This is a genomic window from Erythrobacter cryptus DSM 12079, from assembly GCF_000422985.1.
In the GTDB taxonomy this organism is placed as follows: Bacteria; Pseudomonadota; Alphaproteobacteria; order Sphingomonadales; family Sphingomonadaceae; genus Erythrobacter; species Erythrobacter cryptus.
Window position 1 is genome coordinate 60,707 of record NZ_KE383967.1, and the last position, 17,196, is coordinate 77,902.

Genomic DNA, 17,196 nt, shown 5'->3' on the forward strand with positions numbered 1-17,196 from the left:
GCGCCGAGCAGTGCGTCAGAAGCGCCAGGCGAGGCCAGCGCTGATCACCCAGGGATCAAGCTTGTGCTCTGTCTCGATCGCAAGCGTGTTGCCGACCCGCCAGCGTGCGGTGGTGTCGATGAAATAGCGCTTCACATCAAGGCTGAGGCCAAGCCCCTTGTCCCCCACCGGCATGTCGATACCGGCCTGGAGCACCGCGCCCAGTTCGTCCGAAAGATCGGTGTCGGTGACGCCAAGCGGCAAGGTCGCCGCGCCGGGCTTGTCCTTGAGCCAGATGAACCAGGCTGCCCCGGCGCCGAGATAGGGCTTCGCCGCGCCAAGGTCGAAGTGAACCTTGGCCGTCACCGTTGCCGGCAGCAGCAGCGCGTCAGAGACCAGCTCGCTCCCGCGCGGCAGGCCCGCGGTGGCGGTGACATCGTGCTGGGTCACCCCGGCGATGGTTTCGAGCGAGACATTGTCGGTGAAGAAATATTCCACCGCGAGCGTCGGCACGACATTGTCATCGGCCTTGGTCTGGGTGGTGGCAGGCAGGCCGGGCAGGTTGACATTGATGTCGGTGATCTTGCCATCGGGCAGCACCGCGGTGCCAAGCAGCTTGATCTGGATATCGCCGGCGCGCCCCTCATCCGGGTTCTGGGCGAGCGCCGGGGTGGCGGCGAGCGCCAGGGCCGCGCCGCCGAGCATCAGCAGGGTCTTCATTCGTCCATCCTCTTTGGGCAGCAGTGGCCGCCCGTCGCGGCCCAGGGTGTTTGCTGCCTGTGGGCGGGCCGATAGCCTCTGGGCAATGCCGCGCTCATTGATCCGGGTCAAAGACCGACACTCACCCATGGGCCATTGGCGCCCATCATGGCGAGCATCAGCCCCCTTGCGACGCAGGCCGGATTCGGCGCCTTCTGCGAAGCCTTGCCGCCCGAAGCGCAGGCCAGCGCGGTGGCGGCGCGGCTCTGCGCAATCGGCACGCGGGTGGAGCTTGCCCGCGGCGAGCGGCTCGGCTGTGATCGGGAGGCCGATCGGCTGGTGTTCCTTGCCAGCGGCGCGGCCAAGCTGGTGGCACCGGTGGCAGAGCGCGCCACCACAGCCATGCCCGGTGGCCAGGTGCTCTCCTTCCACTTTGCCGGCGATCTGGTCGCGCTGCTGCGCTGCGAAGTCGGTGCTTGCGGGGGAAATCTTGGCCTCGTCGCTCTCAGTGCGAGCGCGCTGATCGTCTTTCCGGCCGAGCGCTTCCTCGATATCGCCCAGCAAGACCCGGCGGTGCTGCGCGCGGTGCTCACCCGTGCGCTGCAGGCGCTGCACCGCAGCCGCACGCGGGTGATGCAGATGGGACACAAGTCGGCCACAGCGCGGGTCGCCGATTTCCTCGTCACGATGGCCGATCGCCTCGCCGGCTGCACCGCCGGGCCGTGCTGCTTCACCCTGCCGATGAGCCGCCGCGACATCGGCGATGCGCTGGGCCTCACCATCGAGACGGTGAGCCGCCAGTTCACCGAGCTGCGCGAGGCAGGACTGGTGACGACCGAGGGGCGCGCCAAGGTGTGCCTTGCCGATGTCGCCGCGCTCACCCGGCTGGCGGGGCGTCCGGAGCCAGGTGCAAGACCGGGCCCACACAAACCGCCGATTTTTGATCTAGATCAACAACAGGGATGACGGGAGCTTGCTAAGGCAGGCCGACGGAAGGGACACACATCATGGAAACAGTCGTCAAGCGGCTGGGGGTCTGGGCGCTCGTCCTGCTCGCAGCCATTTGTGCCATCGCGCTGACCCCGGATCGGGGCTTTGCCATCCACGCAGGCATCGTGGCGCTGGTCGCCGTGATCCTGATCATCGCCACGCTGGGCACCTATGACCCGCTGGCCAAAGCCCAGAGCATCTTCCGCATGCCTCCGGGGCCGAGCCGCTATGATGATGATGTGGTGCGCTGGGGCGTGATCGCCACCATGTTCTGGGGCCTTGCCGGCCTTTTGGTCGGGGTGGTGATCGCGGCGCAGCTGTCCTTTCCCTGGCTCAACCTTGAGCCCTATCTCAATTTCGGGCGGCTGCGCCCCCTGCACACCAGCGCAGTGATCTTTGCCTTTGGTGGCAATGCCCTGCTGGCGACTAGCTTCTATGTGGTGCAGCGCACCTGCCGCACCACGCTGGCGCTTCCCGGCCTCGCGCGCTTCGTGTTCTGGGGTTACCAGCTGTTCATCGTGCTGGCGGCCACTGGCTATCTGCTCGGCATCACCCAGTCCAGGGAATATGCCGAGCCGGAATGGTATGTCGATCTGTGGCTCACGATCGTGTGGGTCGCCTACCTTGCGGTCTATGTCGCCACGATCCTCAGGCGTCATGAACCGCATATCTACGTCGCCAACTGGTTCTATCTCGCCTTCATCATCACCATCGCCATGCTGCACGTGGTCAACAACCTCGCGCTGCCGGTGAGCCTGCTGGGGGCCAAGAGCTATTCCGCCTTCGCGGGCGTGCAGGATGCGCTGACCCAGTGGTGGTATGGCCACAATGCGGTGGGTTTCTTCCTCACCGCCGGCTTCCTGGCGATGATGTATTACTTCGTGCCCAAGCAGGCGGGGCGCCCGGTCTATTCCTATCGCCTCTCGATCATCCACTTCTGGAGCCTGATCTTCCTCTACATCTGGGCCGGGCCGCATCACCTCCACTACACCGCCCTGCCCGATTGGGCGCAGACGCTCGGCATGGTGTTCTCGATCATGCTGTGGATGCCGAGCTGGGGGGGTATGATCAACGGGCTGATGACGCTGAACGGCGCCTGGGACAAGGTGCGCACCGATCCGATCATCCGCATGATGGTGCTCGCCCTCGCCTTTTACGGGATGAGCACCTTTGAAGGGCCGATGCTCTCGATCAAGGCGGTCAATTCCCTGTCGCACTACACCGACTGGACGATCGGCCACGTCCATTCCGGCGCGCTCGGCTGGAACGGGATGATCACCTTTGCCTGCCTCTATTACCTCACCCCGCGACTGTGGGGGCAGGCGCGGCTCTACAGCCTGCAGATGATCAACTGGCACTTCTGGCTCGCGACGCTGGGGATCGTGTTCTACGCCGCCAGCATGTGGGTGGCGGGGATCACCCAGGGCCTGATGTGGCGCGAATATGGCGCCGATGGCTACCTCGTGAACAGCTTCGTCGATACCGTCGCCGCGCTCCACCCCATGTATGTGCTGCGCATGGTGGGCGGGCTGCTCTACCTCGCCGGCGCTGCGATCATGGCCTTCAACCTCGCCATGACCATCGCCGGGCGCCAGCGCGACGAGGCGCCGCTGGGCGAGACGGCGCATGATGCCGCCGCCGACCGCCCGCTCCTGCCCCAACCTGCCGCCGAGCCCGCCGAATAGGCCCGGGCGCAAAGGAACGAGACAATGTCCAAGAATGCCCCTCACTCCCAGGTGTTCGAGAGCCACAAGAAGCTTGAAAAGAACATCACCCTACTCTCCGTCGTCACGCTTCTGGTGGTGGCGGTGGGCGGGATCGTGGAGATCGCGCCGCTGTTCTGGATCGACAACACCATCGAGAAGGTCGAAGGGATGCGCCCCTACAGCCCGCTCGAACTGGCCGGACGCGACATCTACATCCGCGAAGGCTGCTATGTCTGCCACAGCCAGATGATCCGCCCGTTCCGCGACGAGGTCGAGCGCTACGGCCATTACAGCCTCGCCGCGGAATCGATGTATGATCACCCCTTCCAGTGGGGATCAAAGCGCACCGGGCCCGATCTTGCCCGGGTGGGCGGGCGCTATTCGGATGCCTGGCATGTCCAGCATTTGAAGGACCCGCGCTCGGTGGTGCCCGAGAGCATCATGCCCTCCTACCGCTTCCTTGCCGAAACCCCGCTCAAGGTGCCCGATGTGGCCGCCAATCTCACAACCCTGCGGCGGCTCGGCGTGCCTTACAGCGATGCCGACATCGCCAAGGCCGAGGCCGATCTCATCGCCCAGGCCGATCCCGAGGCCGATGCCGGAGACCTCGCCGCCCGCTATCCCAAGGCACAGATCCGCGATTTCGATGGCGATCCGGCCCGCGTGACCGAGATGGATGCGCTGATCGCCTATCTCCAGATGCTCGGCACACTCGTCGATGTGAACAGCGCCGCCGCGCAGGAAGTCCTCAGCAAGGAGCAGGGCCGGTGAGCCTCTACGAAACCTTGCGCCACTTTGCCGACAGCTACGGCCTTGCCGCGATGGTGGCGCTCTATCTGGCCTTGTGCCTGTGGCCCTTCCGCCCCGGCGCAAAGACCCATGTGGACGCAGCGAAGAATCTGATTTTCAAGGATGAAAACCATGGCCAACAAGCGGATTGACGCGCCCACCGGGACCGAATTCGTCGGGCATGAATGGGACGGGATCGAGGAGCTCAACACCCCGCTGCCGCGTTGGTGGCTGTGGACCTTTTATGCCACGATCATCTTCAGCCTCATCTATGTGGTGCTCTATCCGGCCTGGCCGCTGATCGACCGCGCCACCGCGGGCACGCTCGGCTGGTCGAGCCGCGGTGCGCTCGCCAAGGAACTTGCCGCAGCCGAAGCCGCACGTCAGGGCACCTTTCAGCAGATTGCCGCCACCCCGATCGAGGCGCTGCCAGCGCGCCCCGAACTGATGCAGGCCGCGATTGCCGGCGGGGCGGCGGCCTTCAAGGTCAATTGCGTCCAGTGCCACGGTGCGGGCGCGGCGGGATACCAGGAACACGGCTATCCCAACCTCAATGATGATGACTGGATCTGGGGCGGCACCCTGCCCGAGATCGAATATACCATCACCCATGGCATCCGCTGGGAGGCCGATGAGGCCACAAGGGTCAACTTCATGCCCGCCTTTGCCGGGGTGCTCGATGCCGGGCAGGTGGGCGCGGTGGCGCGCCACGTGCTTTCGCTCTCGGGCAAGGCGAGGCCCAGCCCGGCGGGCGCGCAGGTCTTTGCCGACAACTGCGCCGCCTGCCACGGCGCGGGCGGCGAGGGCAACCCGGCGATGGGCGCGCCTGCGCTCAATGATGCGATCTGGCTCTATGGCAGCAGCGAGGCCGCGGTGCGCCAGCAGATCCTCGGCCCGCGCCACGGGGTGATGCCGGCCTGGCAGGGGCGGCTCGATCCGGTGACGATCAAGATGCTCGCCGCCTATGTCTTCTCGCGCGGCGGTGGCCAGCAGGCCCCGGCTGCCAGCCCTGCTACGGCCACCAGCGCTGCGGCCGACACCCCTGCCAGAAAGGCCAACCCTGATGGCTGAAGCCGACGAGATCGCCCGCCCCGCCCCGCCCGCTCAGCCTTCCGGGCAGGCCGAACCCGGCCCTTCGCAAAGGGACTGGGCGGGCGCGCTCGGCCCGTCCGCCGCGCCCGGCGCTGATGGGCAGGCCGAGGTCGGCTTCATGGGCAGCGCGCTCTATGAAAAGGGTAAGACCGTCCACAACAAGCGCATCGACGGGCCGTTTCGCCGCTTCAAATGGCTGGTGATGCTGGTGACGCTGACGATCTACTACGTCACCCCCTGGATCCGCTGGGATCGCGGCCCCTATGCCCCCGATCAGGCGGTGCTGGTCGATCTTGCCCACCGGCGCTTTTACATGTTCGATATCGAGATCTGGCCGCACGAGTTCTATTTCGTCGCCGGGCTGCTGATCATGGCTGGGATCGGCCTGTTCCTCGTCACCTCGGCGGTGGGGCGGGCCTGGTGCGGCTATGCCTGCCCGCAGACGGTGTGGACCGATCTGTTCCAGCACATCGACCGCCTCTTCGATGGCGATCGCAACGCCAGGATCAGGCTCGACAAAGCGCCGTGGACGGCAGCCAAGATTGCCCGGCGCGGCGCCAAGTGGAGCGTCTATCTCGTCATTAGCCTGCTCACCGGCGGGGCGTGGATCCTCTATTTTGCCGATGCCCCCACGCTGGCGCGCGCCTTCATCAATGGCGAGGCGCCGCCTGTGGCCTATGCCACGGTGGCGATCCTCACCGGCACCACCTTCTGGCTGGGCGGCTTCATGCGCGAGCAGGTGTGCATCTACATGTGCCCCTGGCCGCGCATCCAGGCCGCGATGCTCGATGAAAAATCGCTGATCGTCACCTACAAGCACTGGCGCGGCGAACCGCGCGGCAGCCTCAAGAAGGCGGCGAAGAACCCCGGCCAATATGGCGACTGCATCGATTGCAACCTGTGCGTTGCCGTCTGCCCCACCGGGGTGGACATCCGCCAGGGTCAGCAGATCGGCTGCATCACCTGCGCACTGTGCATCGATGCCTGCGACAAGGTGATGAAGGAGATCGGACGCCCGCGCGGGCTGATCGACTATGCCACGCTCGAACAGTGCAAGGCCGAAGCCGCCGGCGCTGCGCCCATGCCCGCGTGGAAGGCGCTGCTGCGCCCGCGCACGCTCATCTATTTCACCATCTGGGCCGGGATCGGGGCTGGCCTGCTGTTCGCGCTCGGCACCCGCAGCCACACCGATCTCACCGTCTCGCCCGATCGCAATCCGCCCTACATGCTGATGAAGGATGGCTCGGTGCGCAACGCCTACACCCTGCGCCTGCGCAACATGGAAGCGCGCCCGCGACAGATGGAGGTCGCGCTTGTCGGCCTTGCGGATGGCGCGGTGATGTGGACCGATGGCATCTCCCGCGATCAGGCCGCGCCGAGGCAGATCCTCGCCGTGCCTGCCAATGCCACCCGGCTGGTGCGCGCCTATGTCACCGTGCCGCCCGGCACCAGTGCCGGGGCCTTTGCCTTCCGCCTCACCAGCCTTGATGAACAGCGCGAGCGCGACGAGGCGGCGACCACCTTCACCATGCCGGGGAGTGAATGATGGCAAACCACAGGGCCTTCACCGGCAGGCACATGGCCTGGGTGCTGATCGGCGGCTTTGCCGTGGTGATCGCGGTCAATGTGCTGATGGCCAGCCTGGCGGTCAGCAGCTTTCACGGCACCGTGGTCGACAATTCCTATGCCGCCAGCCAGAACTACAATGCCTGGCTCACCCGGGCCAAGGCCACCGCGGCGCTGGGCTGGCAGGTGGAGGTGCGCCGCGCCGCGGGCGGGTGGGTGGAAATCACGGCGCCCCGTGTGCCCGAAAGCGCCGCGATCACCGCCGCGGCCGAGCGCCCGCTCGGCCCGCGCGAGGCCACCCAGCTTGCCTTTGTGCCGCTGGGCGAGGGGCGCTGGCGCTCGACCCAGGCGCTGGCCCCGGGGCGCTGGCGGGTGCGCCTCGCGATCCGTGCGCAAGGCCAGCAATGGGCCGGGCAGAGCGACCTCTCATGAACGCCCCGGCCGCCACCTTCAGCGCCGCTGCGGACGCGACCGCCTGCTGCACCACCCGCCTTGCCGTGCCCGGGATCAAGTGCGCCGGGTGCATCGGCAAGATCGAGCGCGAATTGCCGCGCACCCCCGGCATCCACGCGGCCCGCGCCAATCTCTCGACCCGCCAGGTCGCGATCCGCCACGATCCTGCACTGGGGCAAGATGCGCTCGCGGCGGCCCTCCTTAGCCTTGGCTTTGAGGCCCAGCCGATCAGCGACAACCCGCACTCGCGCGACGAGGCCGAACAGCGCCGGTTGCTGCGCGCGCTTGGGGTGGCGGGCTTCGGCATGATGAATGTGATGCTGCTTTCGGTGAGCATCTGGGCCGGGGCCGATGGCGCCACGCGGGCGCTGTTCCACTGGCTCTCCGCGCTCATCGCCCTGCCGGTGATCGCCTATGCCGGGCAGCCCTTCTTTGCCAGCGCTTGGGCAGCGCTGTCGCACCGGCGCACCAACATGGATGTGCCGATTGCGATCGGGGTGATCCTCGCAAGCGCCCTCAGCCTCTACGAGACCATCAGCGGCGGCGGCCACGCCTATTTTGAAAGCGCGGTGATGCTGCTGTTCTTCCTGCTCGCCGGGCGCGCGCTCGATGCAATGATGCGCGCGCGCACCCGCGCCGGGATCGGCGCCCTGCTCTCGCGCATGGGCAAAAGCGCCAGCGTGATCGGCCCGGATGGCAGCACCCGCCGCCTCGATGCCAGCGAGCTTGAGCCGGGGATGCTGGTGCTGCTCGCCGCGGGCGAGGCGCTTGCCGCCGATGGCGAGGTGATCGCGGGCACCAGCACGCTCGACAATGCCATGCTCACCGGCGAAAGCAGGCCCGAGCCGGTCGGGCCGGGCAGCGCCGTGCACGCCGGGGCGATCAACCTTGGCGCGCCCTTGCGCATTCGTCTCACCCGCGTGGCCGAGGACACCGCCCTTGCCGAAATCGCCCGGCTGATGGACGAGGCCGGGCAGGCGCGCAGCCGCTATGTCCGCATCGCCGATCGGGCGAGCCGCCTCTATGCCCCGGCGGTGCACAGCCTTGCCGCGCTGGCCTTTGTCGGGTGGATGCTCGCCGGGGCGGGCTGGCACCAGGCGCTCACCATCGCCATTGCGGTGCTGATCATCACCTGCCCCTGCGCCATGGGGCTTGCGGTTCCGGCAGCCCAGGTGGTGGCGGCCGGGGCGCTGATGCGGCGCGGGGTGCTGATCAAGGATGGCAGCGCGCTCGAACGCCTGGCCGAATGCGACGTGGCGGTGCTCGACAAGACCGGCACGCTCACGCTTGGCAGCCCGCGGGCCGAGATCGGCGCGCTCGATCCCGAAGCGCGGGCGGTGGCGCTGGGCCTTGCCCAGGCGAGCCGCCATCCGCTGAGCCGCGGCCTTGCCGAAAGCCTGCGGCGCGCAGGCGTGACCCCGGCGGCGGTTGAAGACATCGTCGAGACCGGCGGGACCGGGCTCGCCGGGATTTGGCAGGGGGTGCCGGTCGCGCTCGAACGCGCACAAAATGAGAGCGCCGAGCTTGCCGCGAGCCTTTGCATCGGCGCCCGGCATTACACCATCACCTTCACCGATCCGCTGCGCCCCGATGCCGCCGAGGCGCTCGCCGCGCTGCGGCGCATGGGGCTCGCGCCGCGCCTCATTTCGGGCGACCGTGCCGGCCCGGTCGCCGCGCTCGCTGCCGCGCTCGGGCTCGAGGCCGAGGCCGAGGCAAGCCCCAAGGCCAAGCTCGCCGCGCTCGAGGCGCTCAAGGCCAGCGGCCAGCGCCCGCTGATGGTGGGCGATGGCCTCAATGATGGCCCGGCGCTTGCCGCCGCCCATGCCGCGATCGCGCCCGGCACCGCCTCGGACGCCAGCCGCCAGGCGGCAGACGCGGTGTTCCTCGGCGAGACGCTGATGCCGGTGGTGCACGCGGTCAAGGTCGCGCGCCGGACGATGCGGATCGTGCGGCAGAACTTTGCCTTTGCCATCGCCTACAACCTCCTCGCCGTGCCGCTCGCGCTCGCCGGGCTCGTCACCCCGCTCATTGCCGCGATCGCCATGTCGGCCAGCTCGCTGGTGGTGATCGCCAATTCCCTGCGCCTTGCCCGGAGCGCGCAGGCATGACCGGGCTTGCCTTCCTCATCCCGATCGCGCTCGGCATGGGGCTGGCCGGGCTGGCCGCCTTCCTGTGGTCGCTGCGCGATGGGCAATATGAGGATCTCGACGGGGCCGCCGCGCGCATCCTCATCGAGGACGAGGAGACCGGCTCATGATCCCCCCGGCGCTGGGCCTGGCGCTGGCGGCGCTGGTGCCGGTGATGCTCGGCCCCCTGCCCGCCCCGCGCGCCGCGATCACCGCACGCCTGTGCAACGGTGGAACCATCACCCTGCCGTTGGGCAATGAGGCCCCGGCGCAGGATCAGCGCCCCTGCCATCCCAAGGGCTGCCATGCCGGCACCTGCCGCGCGGGCGAACGCGCCGCCAAATTGATCCAGCGCAAGGACAGCTGAGCGACGCCCTGCTTGATCGGTGCCATGTGGCCCTATCACCCCGAACTCCTCGCCCGCGCGGTGCCGCGCTATACCAGCTATCCCACCGCCGCCGATTTCGGCCCGCTGGCGCCGGGCAGCATCGAGCGCGCGATTGCCAGGGCTGACGGCGACATCTCACTCTATCTTCACATCCCCTTTTGCGAGGCGATCTGTCACTATTGTGGCTGCAACACCGGCGCGGCCGGGCGCCGCGCGCGCGTCGAAAGCTATCTTGCCGCGCTGCACCAGGAACTTGCGACCCTCGCCAGCCTGCTGCCTGCAGGCGCAAGGGTGCGGCGCATCGCCTTTGGCGGGGGCAGCCCCAATGCCATCCTTCCGGTCGAGCTCATCGCCCTGGTCGATGCGCTTCATGCCCATTTCCCGCTCCATGCCCCCGACTGGTCGATCGAGATCGACCCGCGTAGCCTCACCCCCGATTGGGGCCGGGCGATCGGGGCGGTCGGCTTTACCCGCGCAAGCCTTGGGGTGCAGACGCTTGCGCCCCATTGCCAGCAGGCGATCGGGCGGGTGCAACCCCTGGAGATGATCGCGCGCGCCACCGAGATGCTGCGCCGCGCCGGGGTGAAATCGCTCAATTTCGATCTGATGTATGGCCTGCCGCACCAGTCGCTCGGCGATCTTGCCGATACGCTCACCCAGGCGGTGAGGCTGGGGGCCGATCGGCTGGCCGTGTTCGGCTATGCCCATGTGCCGCACCTCGTGCCGCGCCAGCGGCTGATCCCGACCGAGGCTCTGCCAGGGGCCGAGACGCGCTTTGCCATGGCCGCTGAGGCCCATGGCTTTCTGGTCTCCGAAGGCTATGAGCCGATCGGCTTTGATCACTTTGCCCTGCCCCACGATCCGCTCGCCCGCGCCGGGCGCGCCGGGCGGCTAAGGCGCAATTTCCAGGGCTTTACCGACGATCCGGCGGAGGTCTTGCTTGGCCTCGGAGCCAGCGCGATCAGCTGCTTTCCGGCGCTGATCGCGCAGAACGAGAAGCACACCGGGCGCTATCGCCAGCTGAGCGCCGAGGGGCGCCTGTCGGCGAGCCAAGGCATCGTCCGCTCGGCCGAGGATCGCCTGAGGGGAGAGGTGATCGAGGCGCTGCTGTGCCACGGCGAGGCCGCGCTTGCCCCCTGCCTCATGACCGAGGCGCAGCCGCGCCTTGCCCCCTTCATTGCCGCCGGCCTTGCCCGGCTGTCGGGCACCCGCCTTGCCATCCTGCCCGCGGGCGTGCCCTATGCCCGCGTCATCGCCGCGCTTTTCGACGCCTATCGCCAGGATGCGCCCAAAGGCTTCAGCGCCGCAATCTGACGCTCCCCCGCCCCGCCCCGATCATCCTTGCCAGCGGGCGGCTTTGCGCCGATAAAATGCCGCAAACAGACAAGCGGAGTCTCTATCGGGCGCATACACCGGCCAGGCTTTATTTGTGGGGGGGAAATCATGGCAGTCACCGATCACGTCGACCTCAATGGCTTCATGGAGGGCGTGAAGAAGCGCAATCCGCACCAGCCCGAATTCGTGCAGGCGGTGCAGGAGGTGGCCGAGGACATCTTCGACTTCATCCAGGACAAGGAAGAATACCACGCCCAGCAGATCCTCCGCCGCATCGCCGAGCCGGACCGGGTGGTCTCCTTCCGGGTGTGCTGGGAGGATGACAACGGCAATATCCGCGTCCAGCGCGGCTGGCGGGTGCAGAACAACAATGCCATCGGCCCCTACAAGGGCGGCATCCGCTTTCACCCATCGGTCAATGAAAGCGTGCTCAAGTTCCTCGCCTTCGAGCAGACCTTCAAGAACGCCTTGACCGGCCTGCCCATGGGCGGGGGCAAGGGCGGCGCCAACTTCAACCCCAAGGGCAAGAGCGTGCGCGAGATCATGCGTTTCTGCCAGTCCTTCATGACCGAGCTTTACCGCCATATCGGTCCTGATGTGGACGTGCCGGCGGGCGATATCGGCGTGGGCGGGCGCGAGATCGGCTTCATGTTCGGCCAGTACAAGCGCATCACCAACCACTGGAACGGCGTGCTCACCGGCAAGGGGCTGGAATGGGGCGGCTCGCTGATCCGCACCGAGGCGACCGGCTATGGCGCGGTCTATTTCCTTGAGAACATGCTGGCGACCAAGGGCGAGAGCGTCGCGGGCAAGACCGCGGTGATCTCAGGCTCGGGCAATGTCGCCACCCACGCCGCGGAAAAGATCGTGCAGCTGGGCGGCAAGGTGCTCACCTTGTCGGATTCGGGCGGCTTCATCCACGATCCCGATGGCATCACCCAGGAAAAGATCGATTGGGTCAAGGCCCACAAGACCCACCGCCGCGGGCGGATCGAGGAATATGTCGAGGCCTTCCCCGGCGCCACCTTCCACCCCGGCAAGACCCCCTGGGGCGTGCCGTGTGATGTCGCCCTGCCCTGCGCCACGCAGAACGAGCTCTTGGGCGAGGATGCCAAGACGCTCATCGCCAATGGCTGCAAGGCGGTGTCCGAAGGCGCCAACATGCCGACCGATCTCGACGGGGTGCATGCCTTCAAGGCGGCGAAGATCCTTTACGCGCCGGGGAAGGCCTCGAACGCGGGCGGGGTGGCGGTCTCGGGCCTCGAGATGAGCCAGAACTCCGAGCGCCGCTCGTGGAAGGAGGAGGAGCTCCAGCAGATGCTCAAGGACATCATGAAGGGCATCCATGATGCCTGCATCCGCTATGGCGATCAGGGCGGCGGCTATATCGACTATGTGAAGGGCGCGAACATCGCCGGCTTCAAGAAGGTTGCCGATGCGATGCTGGCCTTCGGGGTGGTCTGACTCTAGGGCGGGGGCGTGGCCCGCCCGGGCCGCGCCTGCCCACCGCGCTAGGTCACGCCGAGCGCGGCGGCCTGCTCCCTGAGCTGTGCCGCTGCGCCGGGGTTGGCCTTGATCGCCGCCTCGAGCGCAGCCCGCGCCTTGGCCGGTTCACCCAGCGTCATGCGGCTCCTCATCAGCATCACCCAGCCATCGAGGTTTTTCGGTTGGCTTTTCAGGCGCTCCTCAAGCTGGGCGACCATGCCCTCGGCCATCTGGCGCTGTTCGGAAGGCTTCAGCCGGCTCGCCGCTGCCACCTCGGCCGCGCTCGGCCCGCGCACATTGGGCGAGGCGGCCTCGCCCGCGACGCTGCCCGATCCGGGGGCCAGCAGCGCCGGCTTGCGCGCCCCTTGCGCCTTGGCGATGCGTGCGGCAACATCGATCTTGTTGATCTGGCCGACCTGCTCGATGGTGCGCACCAGATCGGCCTCCCACGGCGCGCCGGGGGGCGTATCAGCGAGCAGCGCCAGCCAATCGGCGATCGCGCCCTCATGATCCTTGTCGAGATCCTTCTTGGCGGCGAGGAAATAGCGCGCGCGCGGATCCTGCGGATCGAGCGCCAGCGCCTTCTCGAAGGCCTGGAGCGCCTCGGCCGGAAGCGGATCGCGCTTCGATCCCATCACCAGCGCCTCGCCCAGCGCCGACCACAGCACCGCGGCCTCGGGATCGATAGCCACCGCGCGGCGATAGGCCGCGGCCGCCTCGTCGAAGCGGCTTTCCTGGAAATAGGCAAAGGCCAGCTCGGTCCAGGGCCGGGCGTCATCCTTGGCCGCTTCGGCCGCGGCGCGCAGCTGGTCGATGCTCGGTGCGCCCGTGCCCTCGGCGGCCACCGGCGCGGCGCTGTCCCGCCCCATGAGGTTGAACCCGATCGAGCCGGCCGCCAGCACCAGCGCCCCGCCCAAGAGCAGCCAGCCTGCCCGTGTATTGCCGCCCCCGCCTGCAGGCCGCTTGCCTGTGTTGTCCATCATCGCCCCTGCCATGGCCATCCCGCTAGCATCCTTGCTGAGCGGCGGCAATTCGCGCTGGCATCGGGGACGGTTTTGATTATGGTGAAGGCCGGTGAGCGACCTATCCGCAGGGGGGAAGGATAGTTGGCCGGCATGTACAAGGTTGCCATCATCGGTTCGGGCCCCGCCGGCATCAGCGCGGCGGCGCATGCAGCCGCGCTCGGCATGAGCCACGTGCTCCTCGAAAAGACCGATCACCTCTCCGATACCATCTTCAAGTACCAGAAGGGCAAGCACGTGATGGCCACGCCCGCCAATCTGGTGCTGCGGTCGGATATCGCATTCGAGGCGGGCAAGCGCGAAACCATCCTGGGCATCTGGAACCGTCAGCTGCGGGTGGAAAATCCGCTGGTTCCGCGCCACGAAGGGCCAGTCAGCGACTTTCCCGTCAACGTCAAGTTCCACGCCGAGGTCAAGGCGATCCGCGGCACCGGCGATCCGATCCCCGGCAGCGTGCAACAGATCGTCACCCGCGCGCGCGATGGCAGCAGGAGCGTGAAGGAAATCCAGCGCCACGCCCCGCCCTATGCGATTGAGCTGACCAATGGCGAAGTGGTGATGGCCGAAAACGTCATCCTCGCCATTGGCACCCAGGGCAATCCCAACCGCCTGCGCTGCCCCGGCGCCGATCTGCCACATGTCCAGTATCAGCTCGACGATCCGACCGAATATGTCGATGAGCACATCATCGTGATCGGCACGGGAGATGCGGGCATCGAGAACGCGCGCGGCCTTGCCGAAGATCCGGCACAGCGCAACACCGTGTCGATCCTCAACCGCGGCACCGAGTTTCCCACCGCCAAAGACGCCAATGTCAAAGCGCTGCTGGCCGATCACGAGGCGGGCAAGCTCACCATCCGCTTCGAGTCCGAGACCAAGGCGATCGAGCCGGGCTGGATCACGCTTGCCACCCGCGACGGTGAAGTGCGCATCCGCTGCGACCGGGTGATCGCGCGCATCGGCTCGGCCCCGCCGCGTGCCTTTGTCGAGGAATGCGGGATCGAATTCACCAGCGAGGATCGCGGCGCCTTTCCCAAACTCTCGCCGGTGTTCGAATCGACCGCGCCCGGCATCTTCGTGATCGGGGCGCTGGCCGGCTATCCGCTGATCAAGCACTGCATGAACCAGGGCTATGACGTCATCGAGTTCATCAACGGCAATACCGCGCTGAAGCCCGCGGACGAGCCGATCATTGCGGCCAAGTTCGCCGGCCTGCCGGGCAAGCGCAGCACCGAAGAATGGCTCGAGTTCCTGCGCGCCAATGTCTCGATCCTCAATGGCATGAACCCGCTGCAGATGCGCGAGTTCATGCTCGATTCCGAAGTCCGCTTCTTCCGCGCGGGCGAGGTGATCTTCGAACGCAACGCGCCCGGATCCTCGCTGTTCGGCATCGCCAGCGGCTCGGTCGCGGTCGAGGTCAACCCGGCCGATCCCTCGATCACCGTGCCGATCGGGACCGGCTCGATCTTCGGCGAGGTCGGCCTCATTTCGGGCCGGCGCCGCGGCGCCACGATCCGCGCGGCCGAAGACACGATCGTGGTCGAAATCTCGCGCCTCGCCGCGCTCAAGCTGCAATCGCAGGTGCCGGCGGCCAAGAAGACGATCGAGCAGATCTCGATCGAGCGGCAATTGCTGCAAATGTTTGGATCGGGGCTGACCCCCGAGGATGTCGCCCCCCTGGTCGCAGCGGCCCGGGTGGAGGAGAAGCGCGCCGGCGAGGTGGTGATTGCCGAGGGCGCCGAGGACAAGGACGTGTTCATCATCCGCCGCGGCTCGATGATCGTCGAAAAACAGATTGGCGGGCGGCCGGTGTTCCTCTCCTATCTGCCCGCCGGCAGCTATTTCGGCGAGATGGCGGCGATCGACGGGTCGGCGCGCACCGCCACGGTCAAGGCGGCGATCAAGTCGGAGGTGATCCGCCTGCCGGGAGAGGGCTTCCTTGCCCTGCTCGACAAGCGCCCGGCGCTGCGCGAGCGCGCGCTCAAGGACATGGCCGCGCGCCGCGCCACCAACGCTTTCATCGAAAGCCGCAAGGACAGCTTTTCCAGCGCGGTCGATCTCTATTCCGAGACCGCGCAATTCCTCGTCGACAATGGCATTGGCGAAGCCACCGACGTGCTGCTGATCAACGAGACGCTGTGCATCGGCTGCGACAATTGCGAAAGGGCCTGTGCCGACAGCCATGACGGCCTCTCGCGCCTCGACCGCGAGGCCGGGCGCACCTATGCCCATCTCCACGTGCCGACCAGCTGCCGCCACTGCGAGCACCCGCATTGCATGGCTGACTGCCCGCCCAACGCGATCAAGCGCGGGCCCGATGGCGAGGTGTTCATCGATGAAACCTGCATCGGCTGCGGCAATTGCCAACGCAACTGCCCCTATGGCGTGATCCGCATGGACGCCAAGCCGCCGAAAAAGCCGAGCCTCTTGCAATGGATGCTGTTCGGCAAGGGGCCCGGCCCGGGCGAGGCACCCTATGCCTGGCGCAAGAAGGCCGCCGAGAAGGAGGGCGCGCAAAAGGCCAAGCAGGCGATCAAGTGCGACATGTGTTCCGGGATCGATGGCGGCCCGGCCTGTGTGCGCGCCTGCCCCACGGGTGCCGCCATCCGCGTCAGCCCGGACAAGTTCCTGACCTTCACCAAGCTCACCGAGGATGTCGAATAATGGCGAGCGCGGCGAAGCAGCGCAGGGCGCAGGCCGGTCCCGGCCGCTTCTCGCAGGACGAGCGGCGGCGCGACTCCGATCATGTCAGCTTCCTCAAGCACCGCCGCTTTCGCTGGCTGTGGATCGCGCTTGGCCTCAGCGCCGCGGCGATCATCGGCTATGCGCTCATCGATCAGGAGCCGCGGCCCAATGGCGGCTCGTGGTATGGCTACACGCTCGGCACGATCGGTCTTGCCCTGATCGTCTGGCTCTCGCTCCTCGGGGTGAGAAAGCGGCGGATCACCCCCGGCGCCTGGAGCCTCAAGGCGTGGACCTCCGCGCATGTCTATCTCGGCCTTGCGCTGATCGTGATCGGCACGCTCCACACCGGCTTTCAGATCGGCTGGAACGTCCACACGCTCGCCTATGTGCTGATGCTGCTGGTGATCGCCAGCGGCATTTATGGGGTGATCGCCTATGCCACCTTGCCCCCGGCGCTTTCGGCCAACCGCCGCGAGATGACCCGGGCGCAGATGCTTGAGGCCCTGGGCGCGATCGACCGCCAGCTCGAGGCCGCTGCCCAGCCGCTGGGCCGGGCCGAGGCCGACCTCGTGATCGCCGCGCTGGGGCAGGATCCCTTTGCCGGCGGACCGCTGGCACGGCTCACCGGCCGCTATCCCTTCTGCGCCACGGCGCGCGCCCTCAAGGGGCTCGACCAGGTGGGGAGCGCCGATCCCGGCGCGGCGGAAAGGGTGCGCGCGCTGCTTGAGAAGCGGCGCGAACAGCTGGCGCAGATCCGCGGGGCGCTGCGCATCCGGGCGCTGCTCGAGATCTGGCTGTTCGTGCACGTGCCGCTCACCATTGCGCTGCTCGCCGCGCTCACCGCCCATGTCATCAGCGTGTTCTATTACTGGTGAGGGGGC

Annotated in this window: 16 protein-coding genes; 14 read left to right on the forward strand and 2 right to left on the reverse strand. The window is 67.4% G+C overall.

The annotated features are described in order from the left end of the window. Positions 1–15: 15 nt before the first annotated feature. A complete protein-coding gene (locus G524_RS0114100; protein ID WP_027444267.1) occupies positions 16–699 on the reverse strand; it encodes an OmpW/AlkL family protein in 684 nt (227 codons plus the stop codon). A gap of 147 nt (positions 700–846) precedes the next feature. Between G524_RS0114100 and G524_RS16440 the strand changes: the two genes are divergently transcribed. The 12 genes from G524_RS16440 (at position 847) to gdhA (ending at position 12,587) form a co-directional block, all read left to right on the forward strand. Further along, a complete protein-coding gene (locus tag G524_RS16440) occupies positions 847–1,644 on the forward strand; it encodes a Crp/Fnr family transcriptional regulator (protein ID WP_051221308.1) in 798 nt (265 codons plus the stop codon). A 41-nt stretch (positions 1,645–1,685) separates the two neighbouring features. After that, positions 1,686–3,353, forward strand: coding sequence for a cytochrome-c oxidase, cbb3-type subunit I (gene ccoN, locus G524_RS0114110; protein ID WP_027444268.1), 1,668 nt, complete (start codon positions 1,686–1,688; stop codon positions 3,351–3,353). A gap of 24 nt (positions 3,354–3,377) precedes the next feature. Beyond that, a complete protein-coding gene (ccoO, locus tag G524_RS0114115; RefSeq protein WP_027444269.1) occupies positions 3,378–4,145 on the forward strand; it encodes a cytochrome-c oxidase, cbb3-type subunit II in 768 nt (255 codons plus the stop codon). Beyond that, positions 4,142–4,315, forward strand: coding sequence for a CcoQ/FixQ family Cbb3-type cytochrome c oxidase assembly chaperone (locus G524_RS0114120; protein WP_027444270.1), 174 nt, complete (start codon positions 4,142–4,144; stop codon positions 4,313–4,315). Before ccoO ends, G524_RS0114120 begins: the two co-directional genes overlap by 4 nt. Next, on the forward strand, positions 4,296–5,234 hold the full coding sequence (gene ccoP, locus G524_RS16110; RefSeq protein ID WP_036858071.1) for a cytochrome-c oxidase, cbb3-type subunit III: 939 nt from the start codon (positions 4,296–4,298) through the stop codon (positions 5,232–5,234). The genes G524_RS0114120 and ccoP overlap by 20 nt, the downstream gene beginning before the upstream one ends. Before the next feature lie 139 nt (positions 5,235–5,373). After that, positions 5,374–6,801: a cytochrome c oxidase accessory protein CcoG gene (gene ccoG, locus G524_RS0114130; RefSeq protein ID WP_027444271.1), complete on the forward strand. Its 1,428-nt coding sequence runs from the start codon at positions 5,374–5,376 to the stop codon at positions 6,799–6,801. Continuing rightward, positions 6,801–7,253 carry a FixH family protein gene (locus G524_RS0114135; protein ID WP_156894114.1) on the forward strand — a complete coding sequence of 151 codons (453 nt, stop codon included), beginning with the start codon at positions 6,801–6,803 and terminating at the stop codon, positions 7,251–7,253. Before ccoG ends, G524_RS0114135 begins: the two co-directional genes overlap by 1 nt. Continuing rightward, positions 7,250–9,382 (forward strand): heavy metal translocating P-type ATPase, encoded by a 2,133-nt coding sequence (locus tag G524_RS0114140; protein WP_027444273.1) that lies wholly within the window; start codon positions 7,250–7,252, stop codon positions 9,380–9,382. The genes G524_RS0114135 and G524_RS0114140 overlap by 4 nt, the downstream gene beginning before the upstream one ends. Continuing rightward, a complete protein-coding gene (gene ccoS / locus G524_RS0114145; protein ID WP_027444274.1) occupies positions 9,379–9,531 on the forward strand; it encodes a cbb3-type cytochrome oxidase assembly protein CcoS in 153 nt (50 codons plus the stop codon). Before G524_RS0114140 ends, ccoS begins: the two co-directional genes overlap by 4 nt. Further along, positions 9,528–9,767 (forward strand): hypothetical protein, encoded by a 240-nt coding sequence (locus G524_RS16115; protein ID WP_036858073.1) that lies wholly within the window; start codon positions 9,528–9,530, stop codon positions 9,765–9,767. Before ccoS ends, G524_RS16115 begins: the two co-directional genes overlap by 4 nt. 24 nt (positions 9,768–9,791) lie before the next feature. Then, entirely contained in the window at positions 9,792–11,102 is a 1,311-nt protein-coding gene (hemN, locus tag G524_RS0114155; protein WP_027444275.1) for an oxygen-independent coproporphyrinogen III oxidase, read from the forward strand. A gap of 129 nt (positions 11,103–11,231) precedes the next feature. Continuing rightward, positions 11,232–12,587 (forward strand): NADP-specific glutamate dehydrogenase, encoded by a 1,356-nt coding sequence (gene gdhA, locus G524_RS0114160; protein ID WP_027444276.1) that lies wholly within the window; start codon positions 11,232–11,234, stop codon positions 12,585–12,587. Between the two features lie 47 nt (positions 12,588–12,634). Here gdhA and G524_RS0114165 read toward each other — a convergent pair whose 3' ends face one another. Then, positions 12,635–13,609 carry a tetratricopeptide repeat protein gene (locus G524_RS0114165; RefSeq protein ID WP_342662469.1) on the reverse strand — a complete coding sequence of 325 codons (975 nt, stop codon included), beginning with the start codon at positions 13,607–13,609 and terminating at the stop codon, positions 12,635–12,637. Between the two features lie 114 nt (positions 13,610–13,723). Between G524_RS0114165 and G524_RS0114170 the strand changes: the two genes are divergently transcribed. Further along, positions 13,724–16,294, forward strand: a complete 2,571-nt coding sequence (locus tag G524_RS0114170; protein ID WP_051221309.1) for a cyclic nucleotide-binding domain-containing protein — start codon at positions 13,724–13,726, stop codon at positions 16,292–16,294. Then, entirely contained in the window at positions 16,294–17,190 is an 897-nt protein-coding gene (locus G524_RS0114175) for a hypothetical protein (protein WP_027444279.1), read from the forward strand. The genes G524_RS0114170 and G524_RS0114175 overlap by 1 nt, the downstream gene beginning before the upstream one ends. Positions 17,191–17,196 lie beyond the last annotated feature (6 nt).

Coding starts and splice junctions, on each gene's coding strand:
- G524_RS0114100 (WP_027444267.1), bottom strand. CDS start 699: ATGAAGACCCTGCTGATGCTCGGCGGCGCGGCCCTGGCGCTCGCCGCC.
- G524_RS16440 (WP_051221308.1), top strand. CDS start 847: ATGGCGAGCATCAGCCCCCTTGCGACGCAGGCCGGATTCGGCGCCTTC.
- ccoN (WP_027444268.1), top strand. CDS start 1,686: ATGGAAACAGTCGTCAAGCGGCTGGGGGTCTGGGCGCTCGTCCTGCTC.
- ccoO (WP_027444269.1), top strand. CDS start 3,378: ATGTCCAAGAATGCCCCTCACTCCCAGGTGTTCGAGAGCCACAAGAAG.
- ccoP (WP_036858071.1), top strand. CDS start 4,296: ATGGCCAACAAGCGGATTGACGCGCCCACCGGGACCGAATTCGTCGGG.
- ccoG (WP_027444271.1), top strand. CDS start 5,374: ATGGGCAGCGCGCTCTATGAAAAGGGTAAGACCGTCCACAACAAGCGC.
- G524_RS0114135 (WP_156894114.1), top strand. CDS start 6,801: ATGGCAAACCACAGGGCCTTCACCGGCAGGCACATGGCCTGGGTGCTG.
- G524_RS0114140 (WP_027444273.1), top strand. CDS start 7,250: ATGAACGCCCCGGCCGCCACCTTCAGCGCCGCTGCGGACGCGACCGCC.
- ccoS (WP_027444274.1), top strand. CDS start 9,379: ATGACCGGGCTTGCCTTCCTCATCCCGATCGCGCTCGGCATGGGGCTG.
- G524_RS16115 (WP_036858073.1), top strand. CDS start 9,528: ATGATCCCCCCGGCGCTGGGCCTGGCGCTGGCGGCGCTGGTGCCGGTG.
- hemN (WP_027444275.1), top strand. CDS start 9,792: ATGTGGCCCTATCACCCCGAACTCCTCGCCCGCGCGGTGCCGCGCTAT.
- gdhA (WP_027444276.1), top strand. CDS start 11,232: ATGGCAGTCACCGATCACGTCGACCTCAATGGCTTCATGGAGGGCGTG.
- G524_RS0114165 (WP_342662469.1), bottom strand. CDS start 13,609: ATGGCCATGGCAGGGGCGATGATGGACAACACAGGCAAGCGGCCTGCA.
- G524_RS0114170 (WP_051221309.1), top strand. CDS start 13,724: ATGTACAAGGTTGCCATCATCGGTTCGGGCCCCGCCGGCATCAGCGCG.
- G524_RS0114175 (WP_027444279.1), top strand. CDS start 16,294: ATGGCGAGCGCGGCGAAGCAGCGCAGGGCGCAGGCCGGTCCCGGCCGC.